The organism is Streptomyces sioyaensis (genome assembly GCF_004122735.1).
Classification (GTDB): Bacteria; Actinomycetota; Actinomycetes; order Streptomycetales; family Streptomycetaceae; genus Streptomyces; species Streptomyces sioyaensis.
The window spans coordinates 1-23208 of the sequence record NZ_SDIF01000042.1; the positions used below are offsets into that span (position 1 = coordinate 1).

Annotated in this window: 23 protein-coding genes; 13 read left to right on the plus strand and 10 right to left on the minus strand. The window is 72.3% G+C overall.

From position 1 onward, the window contains the following. The first annotated feature begins 149 nt into the window (after nt 1-149). Entirely contained in the window at nt 150-428 is a 279-nt protein-coding gene (locus EST54_RS16565) for an SHOCT domain-containing protein (protein ID WP_129248407.1), read from the plus strand. Between the two features lie 92 nt (nt 429-520). Here EST54_RS16565 and EST54_RS34445 read toward each other — a convergent pair whose 3' ends face one another. The 3 genes from EST54_RS34445 to EST54_RS16575 form a co-directional block, all read right to left on the minus strand. After that, nucleotides 521-658: a hypothetical protein gene (locus EST54_RS34445; protein ID WP_154074022.1), complete on the minus strand. Its 138-nt coding sequence runs from the start codon at nt 656-658 to the stop codon at nt 521-523. Between the two features lie 116 nt (nt 659-774). Next, nucleotides 775-1767 (minus strand): Acg family FMN-binding oxidoreductase, encoded by a 993-nt coding sequence (locus EST54_RS16570; protein ID WP_244942538.1) that lies wholly within the window; start codon nt 1765-1767, stop codon nt 775-777. A 32-nt stretch (nt 1768-1799) separates the two neighbouring features. Further along, nucleotides 1800-2690 carry a DUF1918 domain-containing protein gene (locus EST54_RS16575; RefSeq protein WP_129248408.1) on the minus strand — a complete coding sequence of 297 codons (891 nt, stop codon included), beginning with the start codon at nt 2688-2690 and terminating at the stop codon, nt 1800-1802. A 235-nt stretch (nt 2691-2925) separates the two neighbouring features. Between EST54_RS16575 and EST54_RS16580 the strand changes: the two genes are divergently transcribed. After that, nucleotides 2926-3600: a CBS domain-containing protein gene (locus EST54_RS16580; protein WP_129248409.1), complete on the plus strand. Its 675-nt coding sequence runs from the start codon at nt 2926-2928 to the stop codon at nt 3598-3600. A gap of 338 nt (nt 3601-3938) precedes the next feature. Continuing rightward, nucleotides 3939-4586, plus strand: coding sequence for a TetR/AcrR family transcriptional regulator (locus EST54_RS16585; RefSeq protein WP_129248410.1), 648 nt, complete (start codon nt 3939-3941; stop codon nt 4584-4586). A gap of 233 nt (nt 4587-4819) precedes the next feature. Here the strand turns inward: EST54_RS16585 and EST54_RS36170 are convergent, their stop codons facing one another. Next, a complete protein-coding gene (locus EST54_RS36170) occupies nt 4820-5758 on the minus strand; it encodes a DUF6214 family protein (protein WP_203525419.1) in 939 nt (312 codons plus the stop codon). A gap of 214 nt (nt 5759-5972) precedes the next feature. On the opposite strand from EST54_RS36170, the gene EST54_RS16595 reads away from it, so the two are divergent. Continuing rightward, nucleotides 5973-7346, plus strand: a complete 1374-nt coding sequence (locus EST54_RS16595; protein ID WP_244942539.1) for an FAD-dependent oxidoreductase — start codon at nt 5973-5975, stop codon at nt 7344-7346. A 64-nt stretch (nt 7347-7410) separates the two neighbouring features. Here the strand turns inward: EST54_RS16595 and EST54_RS16600 are convergent, their stop codons facing one another. Beyond that, nucleotides 7411-7782: an ArsR/SmtB family transcription factor gene (locus EST54_RS16600; protein WP_129248412.1), complete on the minus strand. Its 372-nt coding sequence runs from the start codon at nt 7780-7782 to the stop codon at nt 7411-7413. A gap of 162 nt (nt 7783-7944) precedes the next feature. Between EST54_RS16600 and EST54_RS16605 the strand changes: the two genes are divergently transcribed. The 7 genes from EST54_RS16605 (at nt 7945) to EST54_RS16635 (ending at nt 15049) form a co-directional block, all read left to right on the plus strand. Further along, nucleotides 7945-9048, plus strand: coding sequence for an NADH:flavin oxidoreductase/NADH oxidase (locus EST54_RS16605; RefSeq protein ID WP_129248413.1), 1104 nt, complete (start codon nt 7945-7947; stop codon nt 9046-9048). Nucleotides 9049-9189: 141 nt separating this feature from the next. After that, nucleotides 9190-10275, plus strand: a complete 1086-nt coding sequence (locus tag EST54_RS16610; protein ID WP_129248414.1) for a WD40/YVTN/BNR-like repeat-containing protein — start codon at nt 9190-9192, stop codon at nt 10273-10275. Between the two features lie 205 nt (nt 10276-10480). Continuing rightward, complete coding sequence (locus tag EST54_RS16615; RefSeq protein WP_129248415.1) at nt 10481-11158, plus strand: uracil-DNA glycosylase; 678 nt, start codon at nt 10481-10483, stop codon at nt 11156-11158. 23 nt (nt 11159-11181) lie between these two features. Beyond that, on the plus strand, nt 11182-12291 hold the full coding sequence (locus EST54_RS16620; protein WP_129248416.1) for a phospholipid scramblase-related protein: 1110 nt from the start codon (nt 11182-11184) through the stop codon (nt 12289-12291). After that, nucleotides 12284-13315, plus strand: a complete 1032-nt coding sequence (locus EST54_RS16625; RefSeq protein ID WP_129248417.1) for a BadF/BadG/BcrA/BcrD ATPase family protein — start codon at nt 12284-12286, stop codon at nt 13313-13315. The genes EST54_RS16620 and EST54_RS16625 overlap by 8 nt, the downstream gene beginning before the upstream one ends. A gap of 91 nt (nt 13316-13406) precedes the next feature. Beyond that, a complete protein-coding gene (locus EST54_RS16630) occupies nt 13407-14363 on the plus strand; it encodes a sirohydrochlorin chelatase (RefSeq protein WP_372448138.1) in 957 nt (318 codons plus the stop codon). Between the two features lie 344 nt (nt 14364-14707). Beyond that, on the plus strand, nt 14708-15049 hold the full coding sequence (locus EST54_RS16635; RefSeq protein WP_129248419.1) for a nuclear transport factor 2 family protein: 342 nt from the start codon (nt 14708-14710) through the stop codon (nt 15047-15049). 16 nt (nt 15050-15065) lie between these two features. Here the strand turns inward: EST54_RS16635 and EST54_RS16640 are convergent, their stop codons facing one another. Together EST54_RS16640 and EST54_RS16645 are read right to left on the minus strand one after the other, a co-directional pair. Further along, nucleotides 15066-16109: a lactonase family protein gene (locus EST54_RS16640; RefSeq protein ID WP_129248420.1), complete on the minus strand. Its 1044-nt coding sequence runs from the start codon at nt 16107-16109 to the stop codon at nt 15066-15068. Between the two features lie 132 nt (nt 16110-16241). Then, on the minus strand, nt 16242-17750 hold the full coding sequence (locus EST54_RS16645) for an FUSC family protein (RefSeq protein WP_129248421.1): 1509 nt from the start codon (nt 17748-17750) through the stop codon (nt 16242-16244). A 324-nt stretch (nt 17751-18074) separates the two neighbouring features. On the opposite strand from EST54_RS16645, the gene EST54_RS16650 reads away from it, so the two are divergent. After that, entirely contained in the window at nt 18075-18554 is a 480-nt protein-coding gene (locus EST54_RS16650) for an Lrp/AsnC family transcriptional regulator (protein ID WP_093487089.1), read from the plus strand. A gap of 181 nt (nt 18555-18735) precedes the next feature. On the opposite strand, the gene EST54_RS16655 is transcribed toward EST54_RS16650, so the two are convergent. Together EST54_RS16655 and EST54_RS16660 are read right to left on the minus strand one after the other, a co-directional pair. Then, nucleotides 18736-19818 (minus strand): sugar ABC transporter substrate-binding protein, encoded by a 1083-nt coding sequence (locus EST54_RS16655; protein WP_129248422.1) that lies wholly within the window; start codon nt 19816-19818, stop codon nt 18736-18738. 681 nt (nt 19819-20499) lie between these two features. Then, on the minus strand, nt 20500-21369 hold the full coding sequence (locus EST54_RS16660) for an SDR family NAD(P)-dependent oxidoreductase (RefSeq protein WP_129248423.1): 870 nt from the start codon (nt 21367-21369) through the stop codon (nt 20500-20502). Between the two features lie 101 nt (nt 21370-21470). Between EST54_RS16660 and EST54_RS16665 the strand changes: the two genes are divergently transcribed. Beyond that, nucleotides 21471-21935: a MarR family winged helix-turn-helix transcriptional regulator gene (locus EST54_RS16665; protein ID WP_129248424.1), complete on the plus strand. Its 465-nt coding sequence runs from the start codon at nt 21471-21473 to the stop codon at nt 21933-21935. 61 nt (nt 21936-21996) lie between these two features. On the opposite strand, the gene EST54_RS16670 is transcribed toward EST54_RS16665, so the two are convergent. Continuing rightward, nucleotides 21997-23160, minus strand: coding sequence for a helix-turn-helix domain-containing protein (locus tag EST54_RS16670; RefSeq protein ID WP_239012793.1), 1164 nt, complete (start codon nt 23158-23160; stop codon nt 21997-21999). Nucleotides 23161-23208 lie beyond the last annotated feature (48 nt).

A 23208-nucleotide genomic window follows, 5' to 3' on the forward strand; every position in this document is an offset into this window, starting at 1 on the left:
CACCGCACCCGGCCCGCCCACGGCCCCCCGGTGCCCGTTCGGCCCCCGGCTTCGGGGCCACGAGGCCCCTGTCGCCACAGGCGCGGGCGCGCGATCCTGAAAGGTGTGGTTCCGCAGGCCATAGCGGTTCCTGCTGGGAGGCGAGGGCAATGATGTGGTTCGACGGCGGATGGGGGTGGGGCGGCGGCTGGTTCATGATGGCCTTGCTGATGGTGGTGTTCTGGGGGCTGGTGATCGCTGCTGTCATCGCGGTCGTCCATTACGTCCGTGCCGCCCCCCGGGACGGCCGGCCCGGTCCGTCCGGTCAGCGAGAGTGGGGCTGGGGGCAGGGGCGCGCCGAGGACCTGCTCGCCGAGCGGTTCGCCCGCGGGGAGATCGATGAGGACGAGTACAAACGCCGGCTCACCCTGCTGAGGGAACATCGGTGATCGCGAGGCGCCTGCACGGTGGGGCTCGACCGTGATACTCGCGGACGGCCGGCTCCGGCAACCATGCACCCCTCCAGGAGGCCGGCTCGTCCTCAGTCGCGTTCGACGGTCAGGTCGAGGAAGCGTGTGGACCACGAGATGCACGGATCGTGGTTGCGGATCACTCGTTCACCCAGGGTCGTCAGCTCGGCATCGGTGGGGTGGGGGCCGGCGCCGAGGCGTGCTTGCACCGTGCGGCGCAGGTCCTGCTCGATAGCGAACCTCCTTCCGGACAGAGCAACTAGACGAGTAAGTCCTCTCTCCCTTCTGGCCTACGGGCGGACGAAGGGAGAGAGGACTTACTCGTCTAGGGCTCGATGTCGAGCACCTCCGCCAGCGGGCGACGGGGGGTCGCGGTGCCCCGCGGGCCGTAGCCGAGTCGCAGCACCATCTGCACATACCCCGTACCGAACACGGGGTCGCGCAGCGTCCATCGAAGGTCGGGCCATTCGAGGGCCTGCGTGGCAGGTGCGCTGGAGAGTCCTTCCCGGGTGGCCAGCAGCAGGACGCGCTCCATGGCCTGACCTGCCCGGAGCCAGTCCTCGGGACGGTCACCGGACGTACTCAGCAAAGCCAGATGAGGCGAGGCTTCGAAGGTCGCGGCGTCGCGGCCGGGCACCTGTCCGGTCCCCGCGAAGTCACGGACGGGAGCCTTGCCACCGCGCTTGCGTGGGCCGAAGGCGTACGCCGGCACCCCTTCCCCGGTCGCGCCCCCCGCTGTGGCGTCGGTGCGGGTCCAGCGTGACAGGTCCGCTGCCTGGCCGCGGTCGGTGCGGCTGCGTGTCTCCCCCTCCTCGACCAGCTCCAGTACCCACTTCAGATGCCATGCGGTGGGGAAGTCCAGCGTGGCGCCCTCCCTCCGGGCGGCGTCGCTCAGGGCCGACCGCACCGTCCCGGGTATGTCGGTTTCGGCGAACGGGTAGCGGCTGGTGTGCCGGCGGTGGACCGCCGGATACAGCGCGTCGAGGTCGCTCTCGCCACTGCCGAGGCCGGTCAACTGCACCGTGGCGAGGAGAGCGGGATCCCCGGGGTCCGGGAGCAGCCGGGTCGCCGGGTACCAGCCCGCATGGGCCACGGCCACCCGCAGGTTCAGCACGGCCGCGCCGCAGCCGAGGTGGAGGGCACGGTTGTCGGGGTCGGCGTGCGGCAGGACGCGATCAAGGTCCGCACGCACGTCGAAGGCGCGGCTGTGCTGCACGTATCGGAAGTGCCACGGCTGCGCGTTGTGCAGGGACGGGGCGGTGGCGGCGTCATCCGCCAGCGCCGCTACGCGCTCCTCGGAGAGCACTCGTGTGGTCACTGGAGCCTCCCTCGGCTCTTCCCCCCACCGACTCAGTCGTTGTCGATGCGTCGCCCGGTGACGCGCTGGGGTTCGATCAGTACCCAGAGCGGGCGGTCGCCTCCGGCCCAGGGCTTGGTGTGCGCCCTCTCGGTCAGCCGACGTACCGCCTCGGGTTCGGTGACGGCCCGGGCCGGGCCGAGGGCGAGCACGCTCCAGCCCTGGCTCATGGCGTCGTCCACGTGGTCGACCTCGAAGGCCACGTCCGTTCCCACGGCCGCTGCCGGAGCCGCGCCGGGCGCGGTCCGGAAGGCGATCCCGTCATCGACGACCTCGTAGTTCACCGGGAGCACCGCCAGCCCGTCGGCCGTCGCCACGGCGACCCGCCCCACACCGTGGGTGGACAGTCGGTCCCGGCACTCCTCGGGACCGAGTTCCCGCAGTTCGGGGTGGTGGCCGGCCTCCCCGCCGCCGGGCGGGAGATCGACTCCTCCGCCGCGCAACCGGGCCACCGTCGTGCCCAGCGCACCGGCCAGCCCGGTGAGCGCGGCGAGATTCGGATTCGCCGGCCGCTCCTCCAGGTAGGCCAGGTAGGACGCGGCCATACCGGCGCGATCGGCCACCTCCGCCCGGGTGAGCCTTTGCCGCCTGCGCTCATGGGCCGCACGGCGGCCTATGTCGCCGGGGTCGAGCGGCCGGCGGGAGGGCTTGTCGGACACCGGCCGCTCGGCCCGTACGGGATCGGCCTCGGGCCGGTGCTCGAAGTGCTGGACATGTGCGTCAGCGCCCGGGAACACGAGTGTCACGTCATTCGTGTCCGACCAGCGCACCTCGTAGGGAGGAGTTCCGTCCTCGTGGTGAATTCCGACGATTTCCCCATCCCGCCTGGTGGCGCCCGTGGCCGGACTTTCCACCACGAGTTGATCGCCGATGTGAGCCCGCATGTCCTCACCGCTCTCCGGCTCTGGGTCCCTGCCACCGATGTTCCTCCTCCAACCTGGCACGGCGGCTCGTCGACGGCAGGTGACCAGAAGGCCTCATCAGAGGGCCGAACGGACCTGATGAGGCCGTCCGTCCCGGAAGGGGGCCGGTCGGCTCATTCGGCAGGGAACACCTCGGTTCAGGATGGAAGGGCGGCCGGGCGACCGGCTGTCACGATCCGCCCGGAGGGAGAAGGCCATGCAGCACCGAACGGTCGGAGAACTCATGACCAGGGGCGTTGTCCAGGTGAGGCCGCAGACGCCGTTCAAGGAGATCGTCAAGACGCTGACGGAGAACGACGTCACCGCCGTCCCTGTAGTGGATGCCACAGGCCGTCCGATGGGTGTGGTGTCCGAGGCGGACCTGCTCCGCAAGTCAGCCGGTTACGCCGACCCGTCCGGCCGGACGCCGATTCCGCATCTGGAGGCGTGGGAGCGCGCCAAGGCCGAAGGAGCAAGGGCGGAGGAGCTGATGTCGGCTCCCGCCGTCTGCGCGCGAGCGGAGTGGACCGTGGTCGAGGCGGCCCGCCTCATGGAGGTCCAGAACGTCAAGCGGCTGCCCGTGGTGGATGAAGCCGACAAGCTGGTGGGCATCGTCAGCCGTGGTGACCTGCTGCGGGTCTTCCTGCGAAAGGACGTGGCGATCCGCGAAGAGATCACACAGGATCTGCTGCACCGGGCCCTGGGCCTCGCCCCTTCCGGGGTGACCGTCGAGGTGCGCGACGGTCAGGTCACGCTCAGCGGAACCGTCCAGGACAGAAGCCTGATCCCCCTCATCGAGCGGCTGTGCCGCAGCGTGGACGGCGTGGTCTCGGTCTCCGAGCACCTTGCGTACGAGACCGACGACACCCGACGCGCTGTGTCCGGAGCATGATCGGAACATGAGAGGTCACAGAGCTTCGTGGACCTCCTCCACACCCTGGCACTCCGGAGCATTTGACGACACATCAGGACGTCGGCAAGGAGTCGGCAGGAGCGCGACCGGACATGGCCGGAGTCGCTCAACCTGAGTCCTGGCACGAGCCGGGGTGGGCCTCGCGACCTGGTCAGACGCAGGTCGCGAGGCCCACCCCGGCCTCGCCCACGCCCGATTCGGGCGATCCCCCGCGTCGCCCGAATCGGGCAGCTTGACCGGATTCCTGTCCTGGGACGGATTTCCGGAGTCGTCCTGAGTATATTGGCCATCAGCCAGTCAACGCAGGAGTATTCAGCATGTCCCCCCGCAGCGCATCGGTCAACGAAGAATTGCGGCGGCGCTCCCGCGAGCGGCTGCTGCGGGCGACGGTCGAACTGGTCGGGGAGCGCGGCTTCGAGGCCACGACGCTCGGCGACATCGCCCAACGGGCCGGAACCGCCCGGGGTTTGATCTCCTACTACTTCCCCGGCAAGCGCCAACTGCTCCAGTCGGCCGTGCACCGACTGATGCATCTGACCCTGCAGGAGGCGCTGGAGCGGGAGCCGCGGCCGAGCGGACCGGACGCGGGCCGGGAGCTGCTGGCCCGTGCCATCGACGCCGTCCTGGGGCTCGCCCATGACCGGCCATTGCTGATGCGGACGCACATGGCGGGAATTCTGACCGCCGAGGGATTCATCCAGTGCCCCGAGCAGCAACGGCTGGCGCACTTGCTGCGCGAGACGGTCGTGGCGTACGGATCCCCAGCACCCGACACCGACTATCCGCTACTGAGGGCCCTGTTGATGGGTGCGGTGGTGCCGATGCTGCTGCCGGGCGCGCCGATGCCGCGCGTACGACTGCGCGCGGAGTTGTTCCAACGGTACGGGCTGGAGTGGGAGTTGGGTTTTCCTCCGGGCGAGGAACCGCCCCGGGTGACGCGCTCGCAGGGAACGGTACGGGGGTAGCCGGTCAGCGGCGAGCGGGCGAAACGGGCGGCGTTGCGGCGCGGATCACCGCAGCCCCGTATACCGGAACCGGCGCCACGGAAGGCAAGTTGCGCGGCCATGGCACACCGCACGGCACCTCGGCCGGTTCATCGTCACGGCGCGGGCGGATGCGTACGGGCGCAGGCGGGGTACGGGCGCGGACGGGTACGGGCTCAGGCGGCCCGGCGTCCTGGCGTCGTCGCGGCGCTGCGCTAGCGCTTGTTGTGACGTGGCGCCAGAAGACCCTCGTCGCGGGCGCCGGCGATCAGCCGCAGCGACCTCCGGCGGTTCCGGCCGGTGGCCAGCATGACGGCCAGTACCGGATCGTTCCCTTCCCGCTGGGCCTGCCGGTAGGCGTCCGCGGCGATCCTGCGGCGCTCACCGGACCGCGACCGGGCGAGGACGGCGGAGCGCGTCCGCTCGGCGGGCGGGACGACGGGAGCGGACGGCTCGGCGGAGGCGTCAGCGGGCAGTTCGGCCGACGGCCCGGCGGAGGACGTCTCGGCGGAACGCCCGGCGTCCGATGCCGTCGAGTCGGCCGCACCGTCACCCGGAACCGTGCCCGTCGACGCCACTGGCGTCTCCCCCGCTGCCGCCGCCTCCGTCGCCGAAGATGTCGGGCTCTCCCCCGCCCCGGCATCCGCCGGTTCCGGCGCGCGCTCCGGGAGTGGCCCGTGCACCGGCTGCGGTGGCGGCGCCGGTTGGTGCGGCGAAGGCGGCCACGGGCCCGACACCGGACAGGACGTCGTGCCGTCGGCCGGCTCCGGGTGGGACCCGGCCGGCAGTGCCTCGTCGCACGCCGCCGGGACATCCACGGGGCCGGGCTGACGGGGCGCGGGCCGGGCCTTTTGCGGCCGGCCGGTGGCCGCCCGGAAGGCGTCGTCCAGGGGGCCTTCGATCCAGCGGGCCAGGCCGGCGAGGGCGGCGAGGGTCAGCGGCGGGTCGGCCCGTACGTCCTCGACGGTGAGGCGTTCGTCGGAGACCGTCACCAGCACATCGATCCGGGCGCCGTCGGCGAAGGTCAGCCGGGCGCTGCACCACGGGCCCAGCGGATCGAGCCGGGGCAGCGGGCACCCGGAACCGTCGGAGCCGGCCGGATCGTACGGGGTGGCGGACTCGGGGACGGGCGCGGCAGAACCGTGCGCCCGCACCTCCCATGTGGGCCACTCCAGTGGCGCGTCCTGGGCTTCATATCGGTGATTAACGGTATAAAAGTCACTTTCCGACACATTGAAAACCTAGCCTCCAGCTCACCCGGCCCAGTAGCGCGGCACGCTCATCCCACCGGGAGCAACCCCGATAGCGCATCTCCCGTCGCGCGCCCACCGGTGCGACCCTGGGGGTATCCCGCGGAAGGGGCCACCCGTGCTTCGTGTCGCAGTGATCGGTTCCGGACCCAGTGGCGTCTACACCGCCCAGTCCCTGATCGAGCAGGAGGCCGTCCCGGACATCGAGGTCTACGTCCTGGACCGGCTGCCCTGCCCGTACGGCCTGGTGCGCTACGGCGTCGCGCCCGACCACGAGAAGATCAAGTCGCTGCAGAACAATCTGCGGATGGTCCTTGAGCACCCCAGGGTGCACTTCCTGGGCAATGTGGAGGCGGGGGCGCCGGGGCTGGGCGTCGAGGAGCTGCGGGAGATCTTCGATGCGGTGGTGTTCTGTGTGGGCGCCGCCACCGACCGGCATCTGGGCATCCCCGGCGAGGAGCTGCCCGGCAGCCATCCGGCGACCGAGTTCGTCGCCTGGTACAGCGCGCATCCGGATGCGGCCGCGGTCCGCTTCACGCTCGCGGCGCGGTCCGCGGTCGTGATCGGCGTGGGGAACGTGGCGGTGGACGTGGTGCGGATGCTCTCGCGCGGCGCCGCGGAGCTTGCCGCCACCGATATGCCGCAGGGGCCGCTCGGCGCGCTCGCGGACAGCCGCGTCGAGGACGTCTGGATGGTCGGCAGACGCGGCCCCTCCCAGGCCAAGTTCACCACCAAGGAGCTGCGGGAGCTGGGCTCCCTGCCGGATACGGAGGTGTGCGTCCGGCCCGAGGAACTGGCGCTGGATCCGGCGTACCGGGATCCGGGCGAGCTGCCCGCGGTGGCACGTCGCAACGTCGCGGTACTGCGCGGCTGGGCGGAGCGGACGGCGGCCGGACCGGCGGACGCGGGGCCGGCGGCCCGGGCCCGGCGCCGCATTCATCTGCGGTTCTTCCTGCGGCCGGCCGAGGTGCTCGGGGACGCCTCGGGGGTGCGCGCGGTCCGGTTCGAGCGGACCGCGCCCGACGGCCGTGGCGGGGTCACGGGAACCGGTGAATTCGAGGAGATCGAGGGGCAGTTGGTGCTGCGTTCGGTCGGCTACCGGGGCACGCCGCAGCCGGGCCTGCCGTTCGACGAGGCCACCGGGACGGTGCCGCATCTGGCCGGCCGGGTGCTACGGGACGGGGCCCCGCTCCCCGGTGTCTACGCAGCGGGCTGGATCAAGCGCGGGCCCACGGGCGTGATCGGCACCAACCGGCCGTGCGCGAAGGAGACCGCATCGTCGCTGCTCGCGGATACCCCGATGCTGGCGGAGCGGCACACTGCGGGGGATCCGGTCGCGGCGCTGGCACGGGCGGGACAGCGGCCGGTTCCCTGGCCGGGCTGGCTGGCCATCGAGGCCGCCGAGGCCGCTTGGGGGCACGGTCTGGGGCGGGGCACCGTCAAGCTGCCGGACTGGGCGGGGCTGTTGGCGGCGGCACACGCGAACGGGTGAGCCGCTGACCGGACGGGCAGGGACGGGCCGATCCGCCCCGGATCACCGGACCGGACCGGCCTGCTCACTCCTCCCCGAGGCGGCCGGCCTGAAGATCCGCGGCCCGCAGCACGCTGTCGACCAGGCCGGGGAAGAGCTCCTCCAGATCGTCCCGGCGCAGCCCGTTCATCTTGGCCGTGCCGCGGTAGAGCTGGTGGATGACGCCGTGCTCGCGCAGCACCCGGAAGTGGTGGGTGCAGGTCGACTTGCTCACCGGGAGTTCGATGTCGGCGCAGTTCAGCTCGTCCTCGGCAGCCGCCAGCACCCGGACGATCCGCAGCCGCATCGGGTCGGCCAGCGCATGCAGCACGTCGGCCAGCCGGATGTCCGCCCGGTCCGGGTGCTCCAGCGACCGGGCGCCCGACGGCGCACGGGTGGAGGTCGTTTCGGTCGGCATCACGGCTCCTGACTCGTTCCGCGGGCCCGGTCCGGCCTGGTGCGTTGCCCGCACGCCCATTGTACGAGAAGCGTCGTAGTTTGACATCCACCGTAGTACGACGCTTATCGTATGAGCCTGGATCCGACCGGACCCGCTCCTCCCCAGGTACAGGAGTCTGCTGTGAGCGCACTGTTCGAGCCCCTCTCCCTCCGCTCGCTGACCGTCCCGAACCGCCTCTGGATGGCACCCATGTGCCAGTACTCCGCGGCCCCCGAGGGTCCGGACGTGGGCGCGCCCGGAGACTGGCACTTCCAGCATCTGGCCGCGCGGGCGGTGGGCGGCACCGGCCTGATCCTCGCGGAGGCGACCGCCGTGAGCCCCGAGGGACGCATCAGCCCGTACGACCTCGGGCTGTGGAACGACACCCAGACCGAGGCGTTCCGGCGCATCACCGGCTTCCTCAAGGCGCAGGGGACGGTTCCGGGAATTCAGCTCGCCCACGCCGGCCGGAAGGCGTCCACCGAGCGCGGCTGGGTGAACCGTGGCGGGCCGATCCTCCCTGGTCAGCGCTACGGCTGGGAGCCGGTCGGGCCGAGCCCGGTGCCGTTCGACGAGGGATACCAGGCCCCCGCGGAGCTGTCCGTGGCCCAGATCGGCGAGATCGTCGCGCAGTTCGCCGCCGCCGCGCGGCGAGCGCTGGCGGCGGGCTTCGAGGTGGTCGAGATCCACGGTGCGCACGGCTATCTGATCAATGAGTTCCTCTCGCCGTTCACCAACCGGCGCACCGACGAGTACGGCGGTTCGTACGAGAACCGGACCCGCTTCGCGCGGGAGGTCGTGGACGCCGTGCGCGCGGTGTGGCCCGACGAACTGCCGGTCTTCTTCCGGATCTCGGCGACCGACTGGCTCACCGAGGACGAGAGCGATGCGCGCGTGGGCTGGACCGGCGACGACACCGTGCGCTTCGCCCGTGATCTGCGCGAGCGCGGCATCGACCTGCTGGACACCTCCACGGGCGGCAACGCGCCGGACGCGAAGATCGCCACCGGCCCCGGCTACCAGGTGCCGTTCGCGGAGCGGGTGAAGAAGGAGAGCGGTCTCGCGGTGGGCGCGGTCGGTCTGATCACCGAGGCGCGGCAGGCGGAGAAGATCCTCGCGGACGGCCAGGCCGATGCCGTGCTGCTCGGCCGCGAGCTCCTGCGCACCCCCAGCTTCGCGCGGGACGCGGCGCGGGAGCTGGGGGCGCGGCTCACGGTGCCGCCGCAGTACCTCCGGGCCGCCTGAGCACGACGACCGCGCGGCCCCGCGGCAGGAGCGGGGGCGCACCGCGCGACCTGCGCGGACATCCTTCGGGGCGCCTTTGTCAGTGGTCGGGTGCAGACTTGCCACTGTCTGAGACAACGGCGTCCCGGAGGTGTTTCCGGCATGACTGACGTACTCCTCGCGGTGGGCACCCGCAAGGGCCTCTTCCTCGGCCGTCGACGGCACAGAAGCTGGGAACTGAGCGGTCCGCATTTCCCCGCCCAGGCGGTGTACTCCCTCGGCATCGACACCCGGCGCGCGACGCCCCGGCTGCTGGCCGGAGCCGACAGCGCCCATTGGGGCCCGTCGGTGTTCCACTCCGACGACCTGGGCGACACCTGGCACGAGCCCGCCCGCGCCCCGATCAAGTACCCGTCGTACACCGGGACTTCCCTGGAGCGGGTGTGGCAGTTGCATCCGGCCGGCCCCGCCGCCCCCGATGTGGTCTATGCGGGCACCGAGCCCGGCGGCCTGTTCCGCTCCGAGGACGGCGGCGAGACCTTCGACCTCGTCCGGGCGCTGTGGGACCACCCGAGCCGGGAGAAGTGGGTCCCGGGCGGCGGCGGACTCGCGGTCCATACGGTGCTCACGGACCCGCGGAACGCCGACGCGGTCACCGTGGCCGTCTCGGCGGCCGGGGTCTTCCGCACCCTCGACGGGGGTGCCAGCTGGGCACCGTCCAACAAGGGCGTCAAGGCGGTCTTCCTGCCGGATCAGCATCCGGAGTTCGGCCAGTGCGTCCACAAGATCGCACCGGACCCGGTCAACCGCGACCGGTTGTATCTGCAGAACCACTGGGGCGTCTACCGCAGCGATGACGCGGGCGCGACCTGGCAGGACATCGGCAGCGGGCTGCCCTCGGACTTCGGCTTCGCAGTGGCCGCTCATCCGCACACCGGAAGTGTGGCCTACCTCTTCCCGATCACCGCCGACATCGACCGGGTGCCTGCCGGGAACCGCTGCCGGGTCTACCGCACCTCCGACGCCGGCGGAAGCTGGGAGCCCCTGAGCGACGGCCTGCCCAAGGAGAACCACTACGGAACAGTGCTCCGGGATGCCTTGTGTGTCGACGACACCGATCCCGCCGGGGTGTATTTCGGCAACCGCAACGGTGAGGTCTACGCCAGTGCGGACGACGGCGACAGCTGGCAGCAGCTCGCCTCCCATCTGCCGGATGTGCTGTGCGTACGGGCGGCCGCCGTGGCCTGAGGAGAAGCAGGCCCCGGGGGGCCGTGCGGGCGGGGCGATCCGTGTGCGGACGGCGATCCGCGTGCCGGACAACGAGGTGTGAGGGAGCGGCAGTTGGCGTCGGAGGTGTGGGAGAGCGGCGGTGCACCGGGGTCGCGTCCTCCTGGGCGGCTTGGGCATGGCCATCGATTGAAGGGGAGCGGGTCCGGGCCAGTAGGGTGATCCCGTGGCTGCACGACCTCTCCAAGACATTGTCGAACCAGGCTGGGCCAAGGCACTTGAGCCCGTTGCCGACCGGATCGCCGCGATGGGCGACTTCCTGCGGGCGGAGATCGCCGCGGGACGGAGCTATCTGCCGGCCGGCAACAATGTGCTGCGCGCCTTCCAACAACCCTTCGACGAGGTGCGGGTGCTCATCGTCGGGCAGGACCCCTACCCCACACCGGGGCATGCGGTCGGGCTCAGCTTCTCCGTGGCGCCGGAGGTGCGCCCGCTGCCGCCGAGCCTGGAGAACATCTTCCGCGAGCTGCACTCCGACCTCGGACTGCCCCGGCCGTCGAACGGCGATCTGACCCCGTGGACGCGCCAGGGCGTACTCCTGCTGAACAGGGCGCTGACGACAGCGCCCCGCAAACCGGCCGCGCACCGCGGCAAGGGGTGGGAAGAGGTCACCGAGCAGGCCATCCGCGCGCTGGTGGCCCGCGGGCGCCCGCTGGTGTCGGTGCTGTGGGGACGCGATGCGCGCAATCTGCGGCCGCTGCTCGGCGATCTGCCGGCCGTCGAGTCCTCGCACCCCTCCCCCATGTCCGCCGACCGCGGCTTCTTCGGCTCGCGGCCCTTCAGCCGGGTGAACGACCTGCTGGTACGACAGGGCGCCCAGCCCGTCGACTGGAGGCTGCCCTGACACCGGGCGATAGTGTGCCTGGCATGACGAATGCGAACATCCCTGCGGGTTGGTACGCCGACCCGCAGGGCACCCCCCACCAACTTCGCTGGTGGGACGGGTCCCAGTGGACGGAGCACACCCACCCGGGACAACAGCCCGCGGCCCCGGCCCAGAACCAGCCACCGCAACCGGGCCCCGGGCCAACACCCCAGCAGCAGCCGATGCAGCAGCAGGCGCCGCAGCAACAGGCCACCCAGCAGCCGCCGCAGCAGATGCCGCACCAGTCCGCGCCGCAGCAGCAGATGCCGCACCAGCAGGCGCCGGGGCAGCCGACGCCCGGTCAGGCCCCGGGCCCGCAGCAGGGCGGCGCACCGTACGGGCAGCAGGGCTACGGGCACCCCCAGCAGGCGCCCGGCCAGCAGGCGCCCGGCCAGCCGATGCAGCAGCCGTACGGACAGCAGCCGATGCCGGGGCAGCCCGTCGGGAACCCGGGCGCCGTGCAGCGGCAGGTGCAGCAGCAGGCCGGGGTGGCGCCCGGCGGGCCGGGCGGCGGCAGCCTGTTCACCGAACCGGTGCTGGTGGTCAACCAGAAGGCCAAGCTCATCGAGGTGAGCAACGAGTACAGCGTCTTCGACCAGCACGGCAACACCATCGGTACGGTCGTCCAGGTCGGCCAGAGCACGGCCAAGAAGGTGCTGCGCGTCGTCTCCAGCCTCGACCAGTACATGACCCACAAGCTGGAGATCCGGGACGCCTACGGCCAGCCGCAGCTGGTGCTGACCCGGCCGGCGAAGATCCTCAAGTCCAAGGTGATCGTGCAGCGTCCGGACGGCTCGCCGGTCGGCGAGATCGTGCAGCAGAACGCCATCGGAAAGATCAACTTCGGGATGATGGTCAACGGCCAGCAGATCGGCGCCATCAAGGCCGAGAACTGGCGCGCCTGGAACTTCGCCATCGTCGACCACGCCGACACCGAGATCGCCCGGATCACCAAGACCTGGGAGGGCCTGGCCAAGACGATGTTCACGTCGGCGGACAACTACGTCCTGCAGATCCACCACCAGCTGCCCGACCCGCTGCTGAGCCTGGTCGTCGCCACGGCCCTGACCGTCGACACCGCCCTCAAGCAGGACGCCCGCGGCCTTGGGTGAGCCCTCCGGGCGCGGCCGGGGGGCCGTCGGCGCCGGTCATGTTCTCGGGGTCGACTCGGGCGGGTCGGGCCTGCGGATCGCCGTCGCCCACGCGGCCGACGAGGCGCCCCGTCCGCTGGCCGTACGCACCTCCCGCGAGCCGGTGCGCATCGGCCCCGCGGGGATCGACGCCGGGCATCTGCTGTCCCAACTACTGCCCGCGGCCGAGGAGTTGCAGCGGGAAGTGCGCGCGGACGGGTTCACCGCGGTGTGCGTGGGCGCGGCCGGTGCGGCCACGCTGGGCGACGAGTTGCGTACCCGGCTGCCCGCCGCGTTGGCCACTGCCTTCGGTGCGCGGTACTGCGCCCTGGCCGCCGATGCGGTCACCGCGTACGCCGCGGCACTGGGACAGCGGCCCGGTGCCGTGATCGCCGCGGGCACCGGCCTGATCGCCCTGGGCACGGATCCGACCGCGGCGGGCGGCTGGCGCCGCGCGGACGGCTGGGGGCATCTGCTGGGCGACTGCGGCGGCGGTGCCTGGATCGGCCGCGCCGGACTGGAGGGCGCGCTGCGGGAGTACGACGGTCGGCCCGGTGGCTCGGCCGCCCTGCTGGCGCGCGCGGAAGCGGTGTTCGGGCCGGCCCGCGCACTGCCCGGCGCGCTCTATCCCCGCCCCGACCGGCCCGCCGTACTCGCCTCGTTCGCCCCGGAGGTGGCCGGCTGCGCCACCGACGGCGACACGGTGGCGCTCGGCATCCTGCGGGCCGCCGCGGGCCATCTCGCCGATGCCGCGGCCGCGGTCTGCCCGCCGGCCGCGGACAGCGTGGTGGCCTGCACCGGCGGGCTGTTCGGCCTGGGCGAGCCGCTGCTGGCGCCGCTGCGGCAGGCGCTCGCCGAGCGGCTGCCGCGGGCGCGCCGGACGGTCGCCGCCGGGAGCCCGCTCGACGGGGCGCTGGCCATCGCCGCCGCACTGGCCGGCGACCGTCTGACGCTCCCCGCCGACGCCGAGTTGTTGCAGATCACACGGCCTGCGCCGGGCCCGTGACCCCTGACCCGCGGGATAAAACGGGACGGATACCTCGTCACCGAACCCTCCCTCCGCGCGGGTATGACCCGAGGCGTTAGCATGCGGCGCCATGAGTTCCCCCACTGGGCCCGCACCTGGCTCGCCCCATTTTGACGCCGCACCCCCGAGCCCGGGAGCCGCACCCGGCCTGCCTGTACGAATGCCGCGCGCGCGGCAGTCCGGCCGTCACCGCAAGCCGGAACCCCTGGCCGCGCCCGAGGGCGCGCCCGCCCTGGTGCTGGCCGTGCCCGGCACCCCCTCGTCCGCCGCGCGCAGCCTGGCCGACGAGGTCTCCAGCATCGCCCGCTCCGAACTCCCCGGCCTCGACGCCCGTATCGGCTACGTCGACGGCGGCGACGACGAGTTCCCGTCCCTGGAGGCCGTGCTGGCGCACGCCGCCACGGAGCACAAGGCGCGGGAGGACGCCGACGGGCAGCCCGACCCCGGCCCCGTCGCCGTGGTGGTGCCGCTGCTGGCCGGGCCGGACAGCGCCCTGCTGCGCCGGATACGCCAGGCCGTCATGAACAGCGGCTCCGGCGCGGAGCTGACCGATGTTCTCGGCCCGCATCCGCTGCTCGCCGAGGCGCTGCACGTCCGGCTCTCCGAGGCCGGTCTGGCGCGCGCCGACCGGGCCCGGCTGTTCACGGTCGCCACGGCCGCCGACGGCATCATCCTCGCCACCGTGGGCGGCGAGGAGGCCGTGCAGGCCGCCGGGATCACCGGCATGCTGCTCTCCGCGCGGCTCGCGGTGCCGGTGCTGGCCGCCGCCCTCGACGAGGAGGGCGCCATCTCCCGTACGGCCGACCAGCTGCGCGAGTCCGGTTCGCAGCAGCTGGCGCTGGCCCCGTACCTGATCGGCCCGGAGATCGCCGACGGCCTTCTGGGGGCGGCCGCGGCGGAGGCGGGCTGCGCCTCGGCCGAGGCGCTCGGCGCCTACAGCACGGTGGGCCGGCTGGTGCTCTCGAACTACGCGGCGGCGGTGGGCATCACCCTCCCGACGCAGTCGCAGGGGGTACCGGTCCGCTAGGACCCCTCCCCTCCCGGAGGCACGGCTTCGAAGGGCCGTCCTCGCGCGCCGCGCGGGGGCGGCCCTTCGCCCCGTCCGGTCGGAGGCGCGTGCCGGCGGAGGCGCGGAATCCGTTCCCCGTCCCGAGCGGCACAGATGCCCGTCAGACGGCCCGGGAGGGCAGTGGCCGAGGCGCCGAGCGCCGGCCGGCCGTACGGCTGCCAGAACAGTGCGCAGGGCGCCTGCCCTACGCCTGACGCGCCGGGCGAGGAGTGCGGTAACCCGCCGGCGACTAGCGTCCTGCACAGGTCACTCGCCGGCCGCGCTCTCCCGGGCGCGAGCGGGCCGCCCACGGAAGGAAGTTCATGTCGCACGTCGATGTCGTCCGCGCCGCCTTCGAGGCCTATCTCGCCCAGGACCGCACGGCAATGGACCGGCTGCTCGCCGAGGACTACGTCTTCACCAGCCCGCAGGACGACCACATCGGCAAGGCCGCGTTCCTGGAGGTCTGTTTCCCCACCGCGGACCGGCTGCGCCGGCAGGTGATCCTCGATGCGGTGCCCCTCGACGACGAGCAGGTCTGTGTGCGCTACGAGTACGAACTGAAGACGGGCGAGCGGCATCGCAATGTCGAGGTGACGACGGTGCGGGACGGCCGGCTCACCGAGACCCAGGTGTACTTCGGCGGGCGCTTTCCGCAGGGCTGAGCGGCCGCGCGGCCGCTCAGGCGAAGGCGACGCAGGAGGCCGCGGGCGCCGCGACGGATCCGGTGCGGGCGGGGATGCCGGTCGCCGGGTCGACGGTGAACCAGGTGACGTCGCCGGAGCGCTCGTTGGCGGCGTACAGATGCCGGCCGCCGGGGTGCATCGCCAGGTCCCGGGGCCAGTGGCCGCCGCAGGGGACGGTGGTGACGAGGGCTGCGGCAACGCCGTCGAGGGCGAGGACGGAGAGGCTGTCGTGGCCCCGGTTGGCGGCCCAGGCGAACCGGCCGTCCGGGGAGACGACCAGTCCGGAGGGGAAGGTGCCGTCCGTGGCGGCGCCGTCCGGCAGCAGGCCCGTCTCCGCCACCGGCGTCAGCGCACCGGTGCCGGCGTCCCACCGGCAGACGGTCACCATCGGAGCCAGCTCATGGATGACGTAGGCGAGGTCGCCGCGCGGGTGGAAGGCGAGGTGGCGCGGGCCGCTGCCGGGCCGCAGCCGGGTCTCGCCGCGTACGGTCAGCGCCCCGTCGGCAGCGGCCAGGGTGCAGCTGCGGACCGAGTCGGTGCCCAGGTCGACGCTGAGCAGCCAGCGGCCGCTGGGGTCGGGCAGCACGGCATGGGCGTGCGGGCCCTCCTGGCGGTCGGTCCGCGGGCCGCTGCCCTCGTGGGCGAGCACGGTGGCGGGGCCGGCCGGTGTCCCGTCGTCCCGTACCGGGAGCGTACTGACGCTGCCGGAGCTGTAGTTGGCGGTGACGAGATGGCCCGCGGCCAGGGTGAGATGGGTGGGGTCGGCGCCCTGGACGGGCACAGCGGGGGTGAGCAGTTCGGGTCCGCCGGGGGTGAGCGCGAAGGCGGCCGCGGCGCCGTCCGGGGTCTCGCTGACCGCGTAGAGGTACCGGCCGTCGGGACTCGGCACCAGGTAGGAGGGGTTGGGGACGGCATCGGTGGAGTGCAGCGGAGTCAGGGCGCCGGACTCCGGGTCCACGGCCGCGGTGGTGATGCCCAGGCCGCCCGCCGAGGTGAACGATCCGATGTACGCCCGTAGTCCGCTGTCGCCCGTCGCCACGGCTCCACCCTTCGTCCGCCTGCCCGTTGAGGTGCTCGGGCGACGCTAACAGGCACGGACGGCGCGGCCGGGGCGATGACCGGTTCCGCCCACGGGCGCGCGCCGCCGTATGAGCGGGACCGTGGCCGTGGATCAGGCGTCGACCAACGGGGAGCGCGGGGAGCTGCGCAGGGGTGTGGAGAGTTCGGCCAGCGCCCGCTCCAGGCCGTGCAGATGCATCAGCGCGGGTTCCGCCTCGGGAGGGTGCGCCACGGACACCGTGGCGGCGGCCGCGTCGCCCGGCAGCTGTGGGGTGGTGAGTGCCTCGACGGCGGCCTCCACCCGCCGGCAGGCCGCAGTGAGCCGCGCGTCGTGGGAGGCCTCCGGGTCGGCGGCGACCGCAGCCAGCCCGCGCACCTCACGGGCGCAGTCGTCGAGCAGGGCGAGCACCTGGCGGGCCCGCGCCTTGCGGGCACGCAGCGGGCTCAGGGGGTGCACGAGCGGGGCGAGGGAGAGCCGCACCCTGCTCAGCAGGGGCTCCAGTGCGGCGACGTGCGGGGTGGGGTCGGCGGTCCGGGAGCCCGCGAGGCGGGCGGCGGCCTCGGCGGTGCAGAGGTGCACACAGCGCAGGGCGCGCTGGATCCAGGCATCGGTGGTCGCGTGGGTGGTGACGGGTAGCACGCAGAGCACGGCGAGCGCGGCGCCGAGCGCCCCGACACCGGTCTCCGCGAGGCGCAGCGCGAGCAGCGCGGGATCCAGCACCCCCAGGAGCCCGTACAGCAGCCCGGCCAGCAGCGTCACCGCGAGCATCATCCAGGTGTAGGACACCGCCGCCGTGTAGAAGATCCCGAAGACGCTGACCGCGAGCAGGGCCACCGTGGGGACGACGGCGCCGTGCAGCGGGACGGCGACGAGCAGTCCGAGGGCGATGCCGAGCACCGTGCCCAGGGCCCGGCGGAAGCCCCGGACCAGGGTTTCGCCGCGCGAGGCGGTGTTGACGAAGATCCACCATGTGGCGCCGACGGCCCAGTACCAGCGCTGGTCGGAGAGCAGCTGGCCGGCCACGAGGGCGAAGGTGGCGCCGGCGGTCGCCTGGATCGCCTGGCGGGTGGTCGTCCGGGCGAGCCCACGGCCCCCCGGCGGGGCGGGTACGGCAGCCGGGGACAGCCGGCGCTCGTAGCACCAGAGGCCGAAACGGACGGTGGAGGAGACGAGCAGGGCGAGGGTGACCGCGGCGTACAGCTCGGGCAGCCGGCCCGGCTCGGTGTGCAGGAACTGCGCCGCGAAGAACGTCATGAACGCGAAGACGCCCAGGGCGTGCCCCCGCGGCCCCCACCTGCGGGCGTAGACCCCGGCACCGACCACGGCGAGGAAGACCGTGTCGCGGGTCACCGGGTGGTCGTGCAGCACCGCCGCGGCGGCGAGCACCGGGAAGCCGACGGCGGGCAGCAGTGCCGTGGTGACCAGCTGGCCGCGGACCGTCGCGTCGGTGACCGTGAAGAGGGCGAGCAGTGCCGCCAGCCCGCCGGTGACGGCGCCGACGAGCGAGTGACCGGCGAGACCGCACACGGTGACCGCCAGGCCGATGCCGAGGACGGCCCGCACGGCGCCGCGCAGCCGCAGCCGCCCCGGATCCGGAGCCACGAACACCCTCTTCAGCACGGCTTTTGCCCCTTCGACGGTTCGGCATGAAAAAGGCGCCGCGGAGTCCGCAGCGCCATCGACGGGGACATCAGAGCATCACCACGACACCTTGCTCAACAGGGGCTGGAATCGCTGTGCCATTGGTATAGCGTGCGCCGCTTCCGCCGGGCCAGAAGGGGGCCATTGGGCGGGAGTGCGGCCATCGGCGGCCTCTCCCCGCGGATCCGCACCAGGCGGCCGGGACGGACGGAAGCAGGACCACTGGCCCGGCCATCACCCACATCTCTGAGCCATTGGTAGCGTCATCAGCAGATTTCGCCGACCGTGAGGAGCCCTGGGGCCATGGCCGTGGATGCGCTGGACGCCAAGATCCTTCGGCTGCTGCTGGAGCAGCCGCGCACCAGCGTGCGGGAGTACGCGCGCCTCCTCGGGGTCGCCCGGGGAACGGTGCAGGCGCGCCTGGACCGTCTCGAACGGGACGGTGTGATCACCGCGTACAGCCCCCGGCTGTCCCCGGCCGCGCTCGACCACCCCGTTCTGGCCTTCGTCCACATCGAGGTCACCCAGGGGCATCTGGAGGAGGTGGCCGACGCACTGGCGGAGGTGCCGCAGATCATCGAGGCGTTCTCGACGACCGGCGGCGGGGACCTGCTGACCCGGGTGGTGGCCCGGGACGCGGCACATCTGGAGGATGTGATCCAGCAGCTGATCAGCATGCCGGGCGTGGTCCGCACCCGTACGGAGGTGGCACTGCGCGAGCGGGTGCCGCACCGGATGCTGCCGTTGGTCGAGGCGGTGGGCGGCGCCGCCAGGTCGCGCTGAGGGGGCGGATGGGCCCGCTGCGCCGGCCGCCGCGTACGGGGACGGGCCCCACAGACGGCTTCGCACCGCACACAGCTTCGCCCCGTCGGCGGCCGGATGCCGGGCTTGCCGGGCATCGGCTGTCGACGGGGCGGTCATCGCCTGAGAAATCCGGCACTTACCGAAGGGTGCCGGTGTGCGCTCAGTTCAGGCCGAGGGACTTGCACTGCGCGCTGAGGCCGTCGGCGCAGAGCAGGTCGGTGCGCACGACGCCGTCGCGGACGACGGTGTCCTTCATGTTCTTCCTGGTGACGATCTGCGCCTTGAAGAGCTGAGCGGGGATACCGGACTTGCTCTTGCTCTGGGCGGTGGTCGAGGTGAGGGACGTGATGCTCTTCCCGCGCAGGAGGCGGAAGGCGATTTCGGCGGCGGTTTCGGCCTCCGGCCGGACTTCCTTGTAAATGGTGAAGGACTGAGTGCCGGCGACCAGCCGCTGCAGCGCGGGGAGTTCGGCGTCCTGACCGCCGAGCACCACATTCTTGATGCCGGCGGACTCAAGCGCCGCGGCGATGCCGCCCGCCATGCCGTCGTTGGCCGAGTAGACCGCGTCAAATCCCGCCGCTCCACGAGCGTCGATGAGGTCGCTCATCTCCTTCTTGGCCTTCGCCGCGGACCAGTCGGGGATGCTCTTCTCGTAAACAATCTTGTGGACCTTGCCGTCGAGGACCTGATGGGCGCCCTTCTTGTAGGACGGCGCATTCGGGTCGGTCGGCGAACCGTTCATCATGACGACGTCGGAGGCGGCCGCCTGCGAGCCGAGGGCGGCGAGAATTCCCTGCCCCTGGAGCCGGCCGATCTTCTCGTTGTCGTAGGAGACATAGGCCGCGACATCGCCCTCGGCGAGCCGGTCGTACGCGATGACCTTGACGCCCTTCTTCGCGGCCGAGTCCACCCAGCTCTTGGCCGCCTCGGCGTCGACCGGGTCCAGGATGATGACCTTGACGCCCTTCGTCACCAGGGCTTCGAACTGTCTCTTCTGGGCATCGACCTGCTGCTCGGCATTGTGGTAGTCGACTTTGCATTCGAGGCAGAGGGACCCAATGCGTGCCGAAATGATACGGCGGTCGAACTTCTCGTAGCGGGCCGCTTTGTTTTCCGGGAGCAGCAGACCGATGGTGTCTTTGCCCGCACCGGCATCCTGATGATCACTTCCGCAGGCCGCCAAGGGCGCTGCGAGCGAAAGCGCCATCGCGCCGGTGAGGGCGCGCCGCATTATTACATTCATTCCCGGTACCTCCAAAGGGGCCTCCTGACCGGCCCAGAACTGCTGAAGTGAACGTCACCCACGGCGCTTTCGTCAAGAATCGAACCAACAATGATATGAAAGCGAGTTGTGATGTCGCTCTCTGAAGAGGCGTCACTCGGCGGGCGTTCCGGACAGTCCCGAAACGTTCAGTTCGTTCCGTATCGCTCCGGAAATTCCGGTTACGGCTGTGTCATGCGATCCGGGTCACGGCAGCGGCGACACGGCAGGTCGGGCGGCTCCCGGGCGCTCCTGCACAGGTCAATCAGGGGCTGGCGGAGGTTGGTTGTGCAGCGGCTGTCGCGCGGCGACGTCCGCCGCGGGCGCGGATTCGGCCCGCGCCCTGCTTGCCGGACTAAGAGAAGCGAGGGGAAGAGAAGGGAAATGGGTGCTGGGCGCAGCTTTCCCGGGGCAGCGCGGCGCCGGTGCGGGCGCGGACCGCGCACCGAAGTGGCAGTCCGCGGCGCACCGGCGACGACCGCGGCGAATTTTCCCGCTCCGCAACCAAATACGGTGGGGATTATGGGGAATCCCTGGGAATCTCTTTAGCTTGATTCCGCGCCGATCGGCCGGGCCGGAAAGCCTCCCGGATTGACCGGACCGGAAAGCCGCGCGGATTCCGGGTGCAGAACGCAGGTGACAAACAGGGGTCCGCGAAAGCGGTCAGCTCACCCACTGGGCCGTGAGGCCGAGCACCGCCGAGCCGTCCAGGTCGGCGAGCTTGGTGCCGGTGAAGCCGCGCGCCCAGTCCGACGTGTGGATCCGGAACGCGGGCCGGTCCGCGGTGAGGGCCTCCAGCACGGCCTCGGCAGCCTCGGCCGGGGACTGTGCGCCGTTGAGGAACTGCGCGGTGGTGCGGTCCAGGTAGGCCTGCAGCGGCTTCGCGTACGGGCCCGCGGCGTCGACCTCGGCCTGCAGATCGACCCCGATGTTGTTGACGAACTCGGTGGCCACGGCGCCCGGTTCGACGACGGACACGGACACCCCGAGGGTGGCCGCGACCGGCGCCAGGCTCTCCATGTAGCCCTCGACGGCGAACTTGGCCGCGCAGTATGCCTCGTTGAAGGGCTGACCGACGACTCCGCCGACGCTGGTGACGGTGATCAGACGGCCGCCGGCCGCGCGCAGATGCGGCAGCGCCGCCTTCGACACATGCAGCACGCCGAAGAAGTTGACCTCCATGACCGCGCGGACATCGGCCACCGACTCGTTCTCCAGGGTGCCGAGGTGCCCGGCACCGGCGTTGTTGATCACCGCGTCCAGCCGGCCATGGTCGGCGATCACCCCGCTGACCGCGGCGGCGACGGAGGCCTCGTCGGTGACGTCGAGCTGCCGGACATCGAGCTCCACCCCCGCCTCGGCGGCGGCCGCGCGCAGCGCCCCCGCGCGGCCGGTGTCCCGCAGCGTCGCCACGACCTGCCAGCCGGCCCGCGCGGCGGCGATCGCCGCGGCCAGGCCGATACCGGAGGACGTACCGGTGATCAGAGCAACCTTGGGAGCGGTGGAAGACGAGGTGGACGAGGTGGAAGTCATGGTGGTGGGGCCTTTCGGTCTGCTGCGAGGAGCAAATTAAGTGCGTGTACACACACCATAGACATTATGTGTGCGTACACGCAAACGGTAGTCTTGCCCGCATGGCGAAGAGGAAGCTCACCCAGACCGAGATGCCGGCGGCCGATCACGCCTTCTACGGGCTGGTCTGGGCCGGGACCGTGTTGACCGAACGCGTGGACCGCGCCCTGAGCAAGGCCCATGACCTGCCGGTCTCCTGGTTCGAGGTGATGCTCTGGCTCGCCTCCAGCCCGGACCCGGTCCCGGCCTCCGTGCTCGGCAACAGCACCATGCTCAGCCGCAGCCAGGTCTCCCGCGTGGTCGATGCCCTGCAGAGCCGTGGGCTGGTCGTCCGCACCCCCTCGGCGCGTGACGCACGCTCCGTCGAGGTGTCGCTCACGCCGGAGGGCCATCAGCTCTTCCAGGAGGCCGATGCCACCCGCCGCAGCTGCCTGGCACCGGTGTTCACCGACCTCCTCGACGAGGAGGACCTCGAAGCGCTGAGCACGGTGTGGAAGAAGCTCAAGGCCAATAAGGGCGGCCAGTAAGGACGGCCAGGACGGGCCGTAGGGCGGGTTCCGCGAAGACCCCCGCTGACCGCCGAGCGTCTCAGGGGCCGATCGTGCGGGCGATGTCCAGAGTGAGCCGCTGCCAGGGATCCCGTGGGTCGCGCAGGGTGAGCTCGGCTATGCGGCGCAGCCGGTAGCGCAGCGACTGGGGGTGCAGGCCGAGGCTGCGGGCGGCGGCGTTCGCGGAGCCCGCATCGAGGTAGCTGGTCAGCGCTTCCCTGAGGTGGCCGCGGCCCGGCTGGACGAGCGGGCCGAGGATCAGCCGGCTGATCTGCTCCGGGGCGGCGGCGGGGCGGCCGCCGAGCAGTGCCAGCACCTGGGCGTCCCCGTCCGTCAGGACCCGCGCGGGGTGGTGGGCGTGCGCGGGCGCGGTGTCCAGGGCATCGGCCGCGAGCCGGTAGGCGGCGGCGATCCGGTCCTGGCTCTCCCCCGAGATCGCACAGCCGCGCAGGCCCCGCTCCCGCAGCGCCTCCGGCGCGGCCCCGCCGGCCGCCGCCGGCAGCAGCAGGACGAGGCGGGAGCCGCGGACCGTCGCCAGCGAGGTGGCGTCGTGGCCGTGTCCGTCGAGCGCGGCCAGCAGCCCGAGAGCCGCCTCCTGGGTCACCACCGGACCGTCCGCCTCGACCGGCTCCGCCACCAACAGGCAGTACGGGTCCGGGAGTTGACTGCCCAGCCGGGCCGCCCGCGCGGTCAGGGCACCGGCCGAGGCATGCCGGCCGGCGAGCAGATCGTCGAGGAGCAGCCGCAGCGCCCGGTCGCGGTCCGCGGCGAGGTCGTCGCTGGTGGCGGTGTACGCCGTGGCCATCTCCTCGGCGAGGGTGTCCAGGGTGGTCAGGGCCATGCGGACGAGCGCGAAGGCGTCCGGTACGGCCGGCGCCGGCGTGCAGGCCGCGACCTCGTCCGTGAGGACCGTCGCCGCGACCCGGTAGGCCCGCAGGACCGCCTGCACCGGGCGGCCGTCGGCGGCCCGCGCCGCCGCGATCCCACGGAACCGCCGCAGATCGGCCGGGGTGAGGGCGCCGTCGGTGGCCCACAGCTGGAGCATCCGCTCCAGCGCCCAGGCGGCGATGGCCCGCACCTCGTGGAGCCGGCTGTCGTCGAGGGCGGCGTAGGCCGGTACCTGCGCGCGCACCGCGGTGACGATCGAGGCGGCCACGCGCGGGGAGGCGGTCAGCTGCTGCCGGATGCGCTCCCGTTCCTTCATCACAGGGTGATGATGTCAGCCGCGCGTTGTGCGCACGGTGGTGGACGG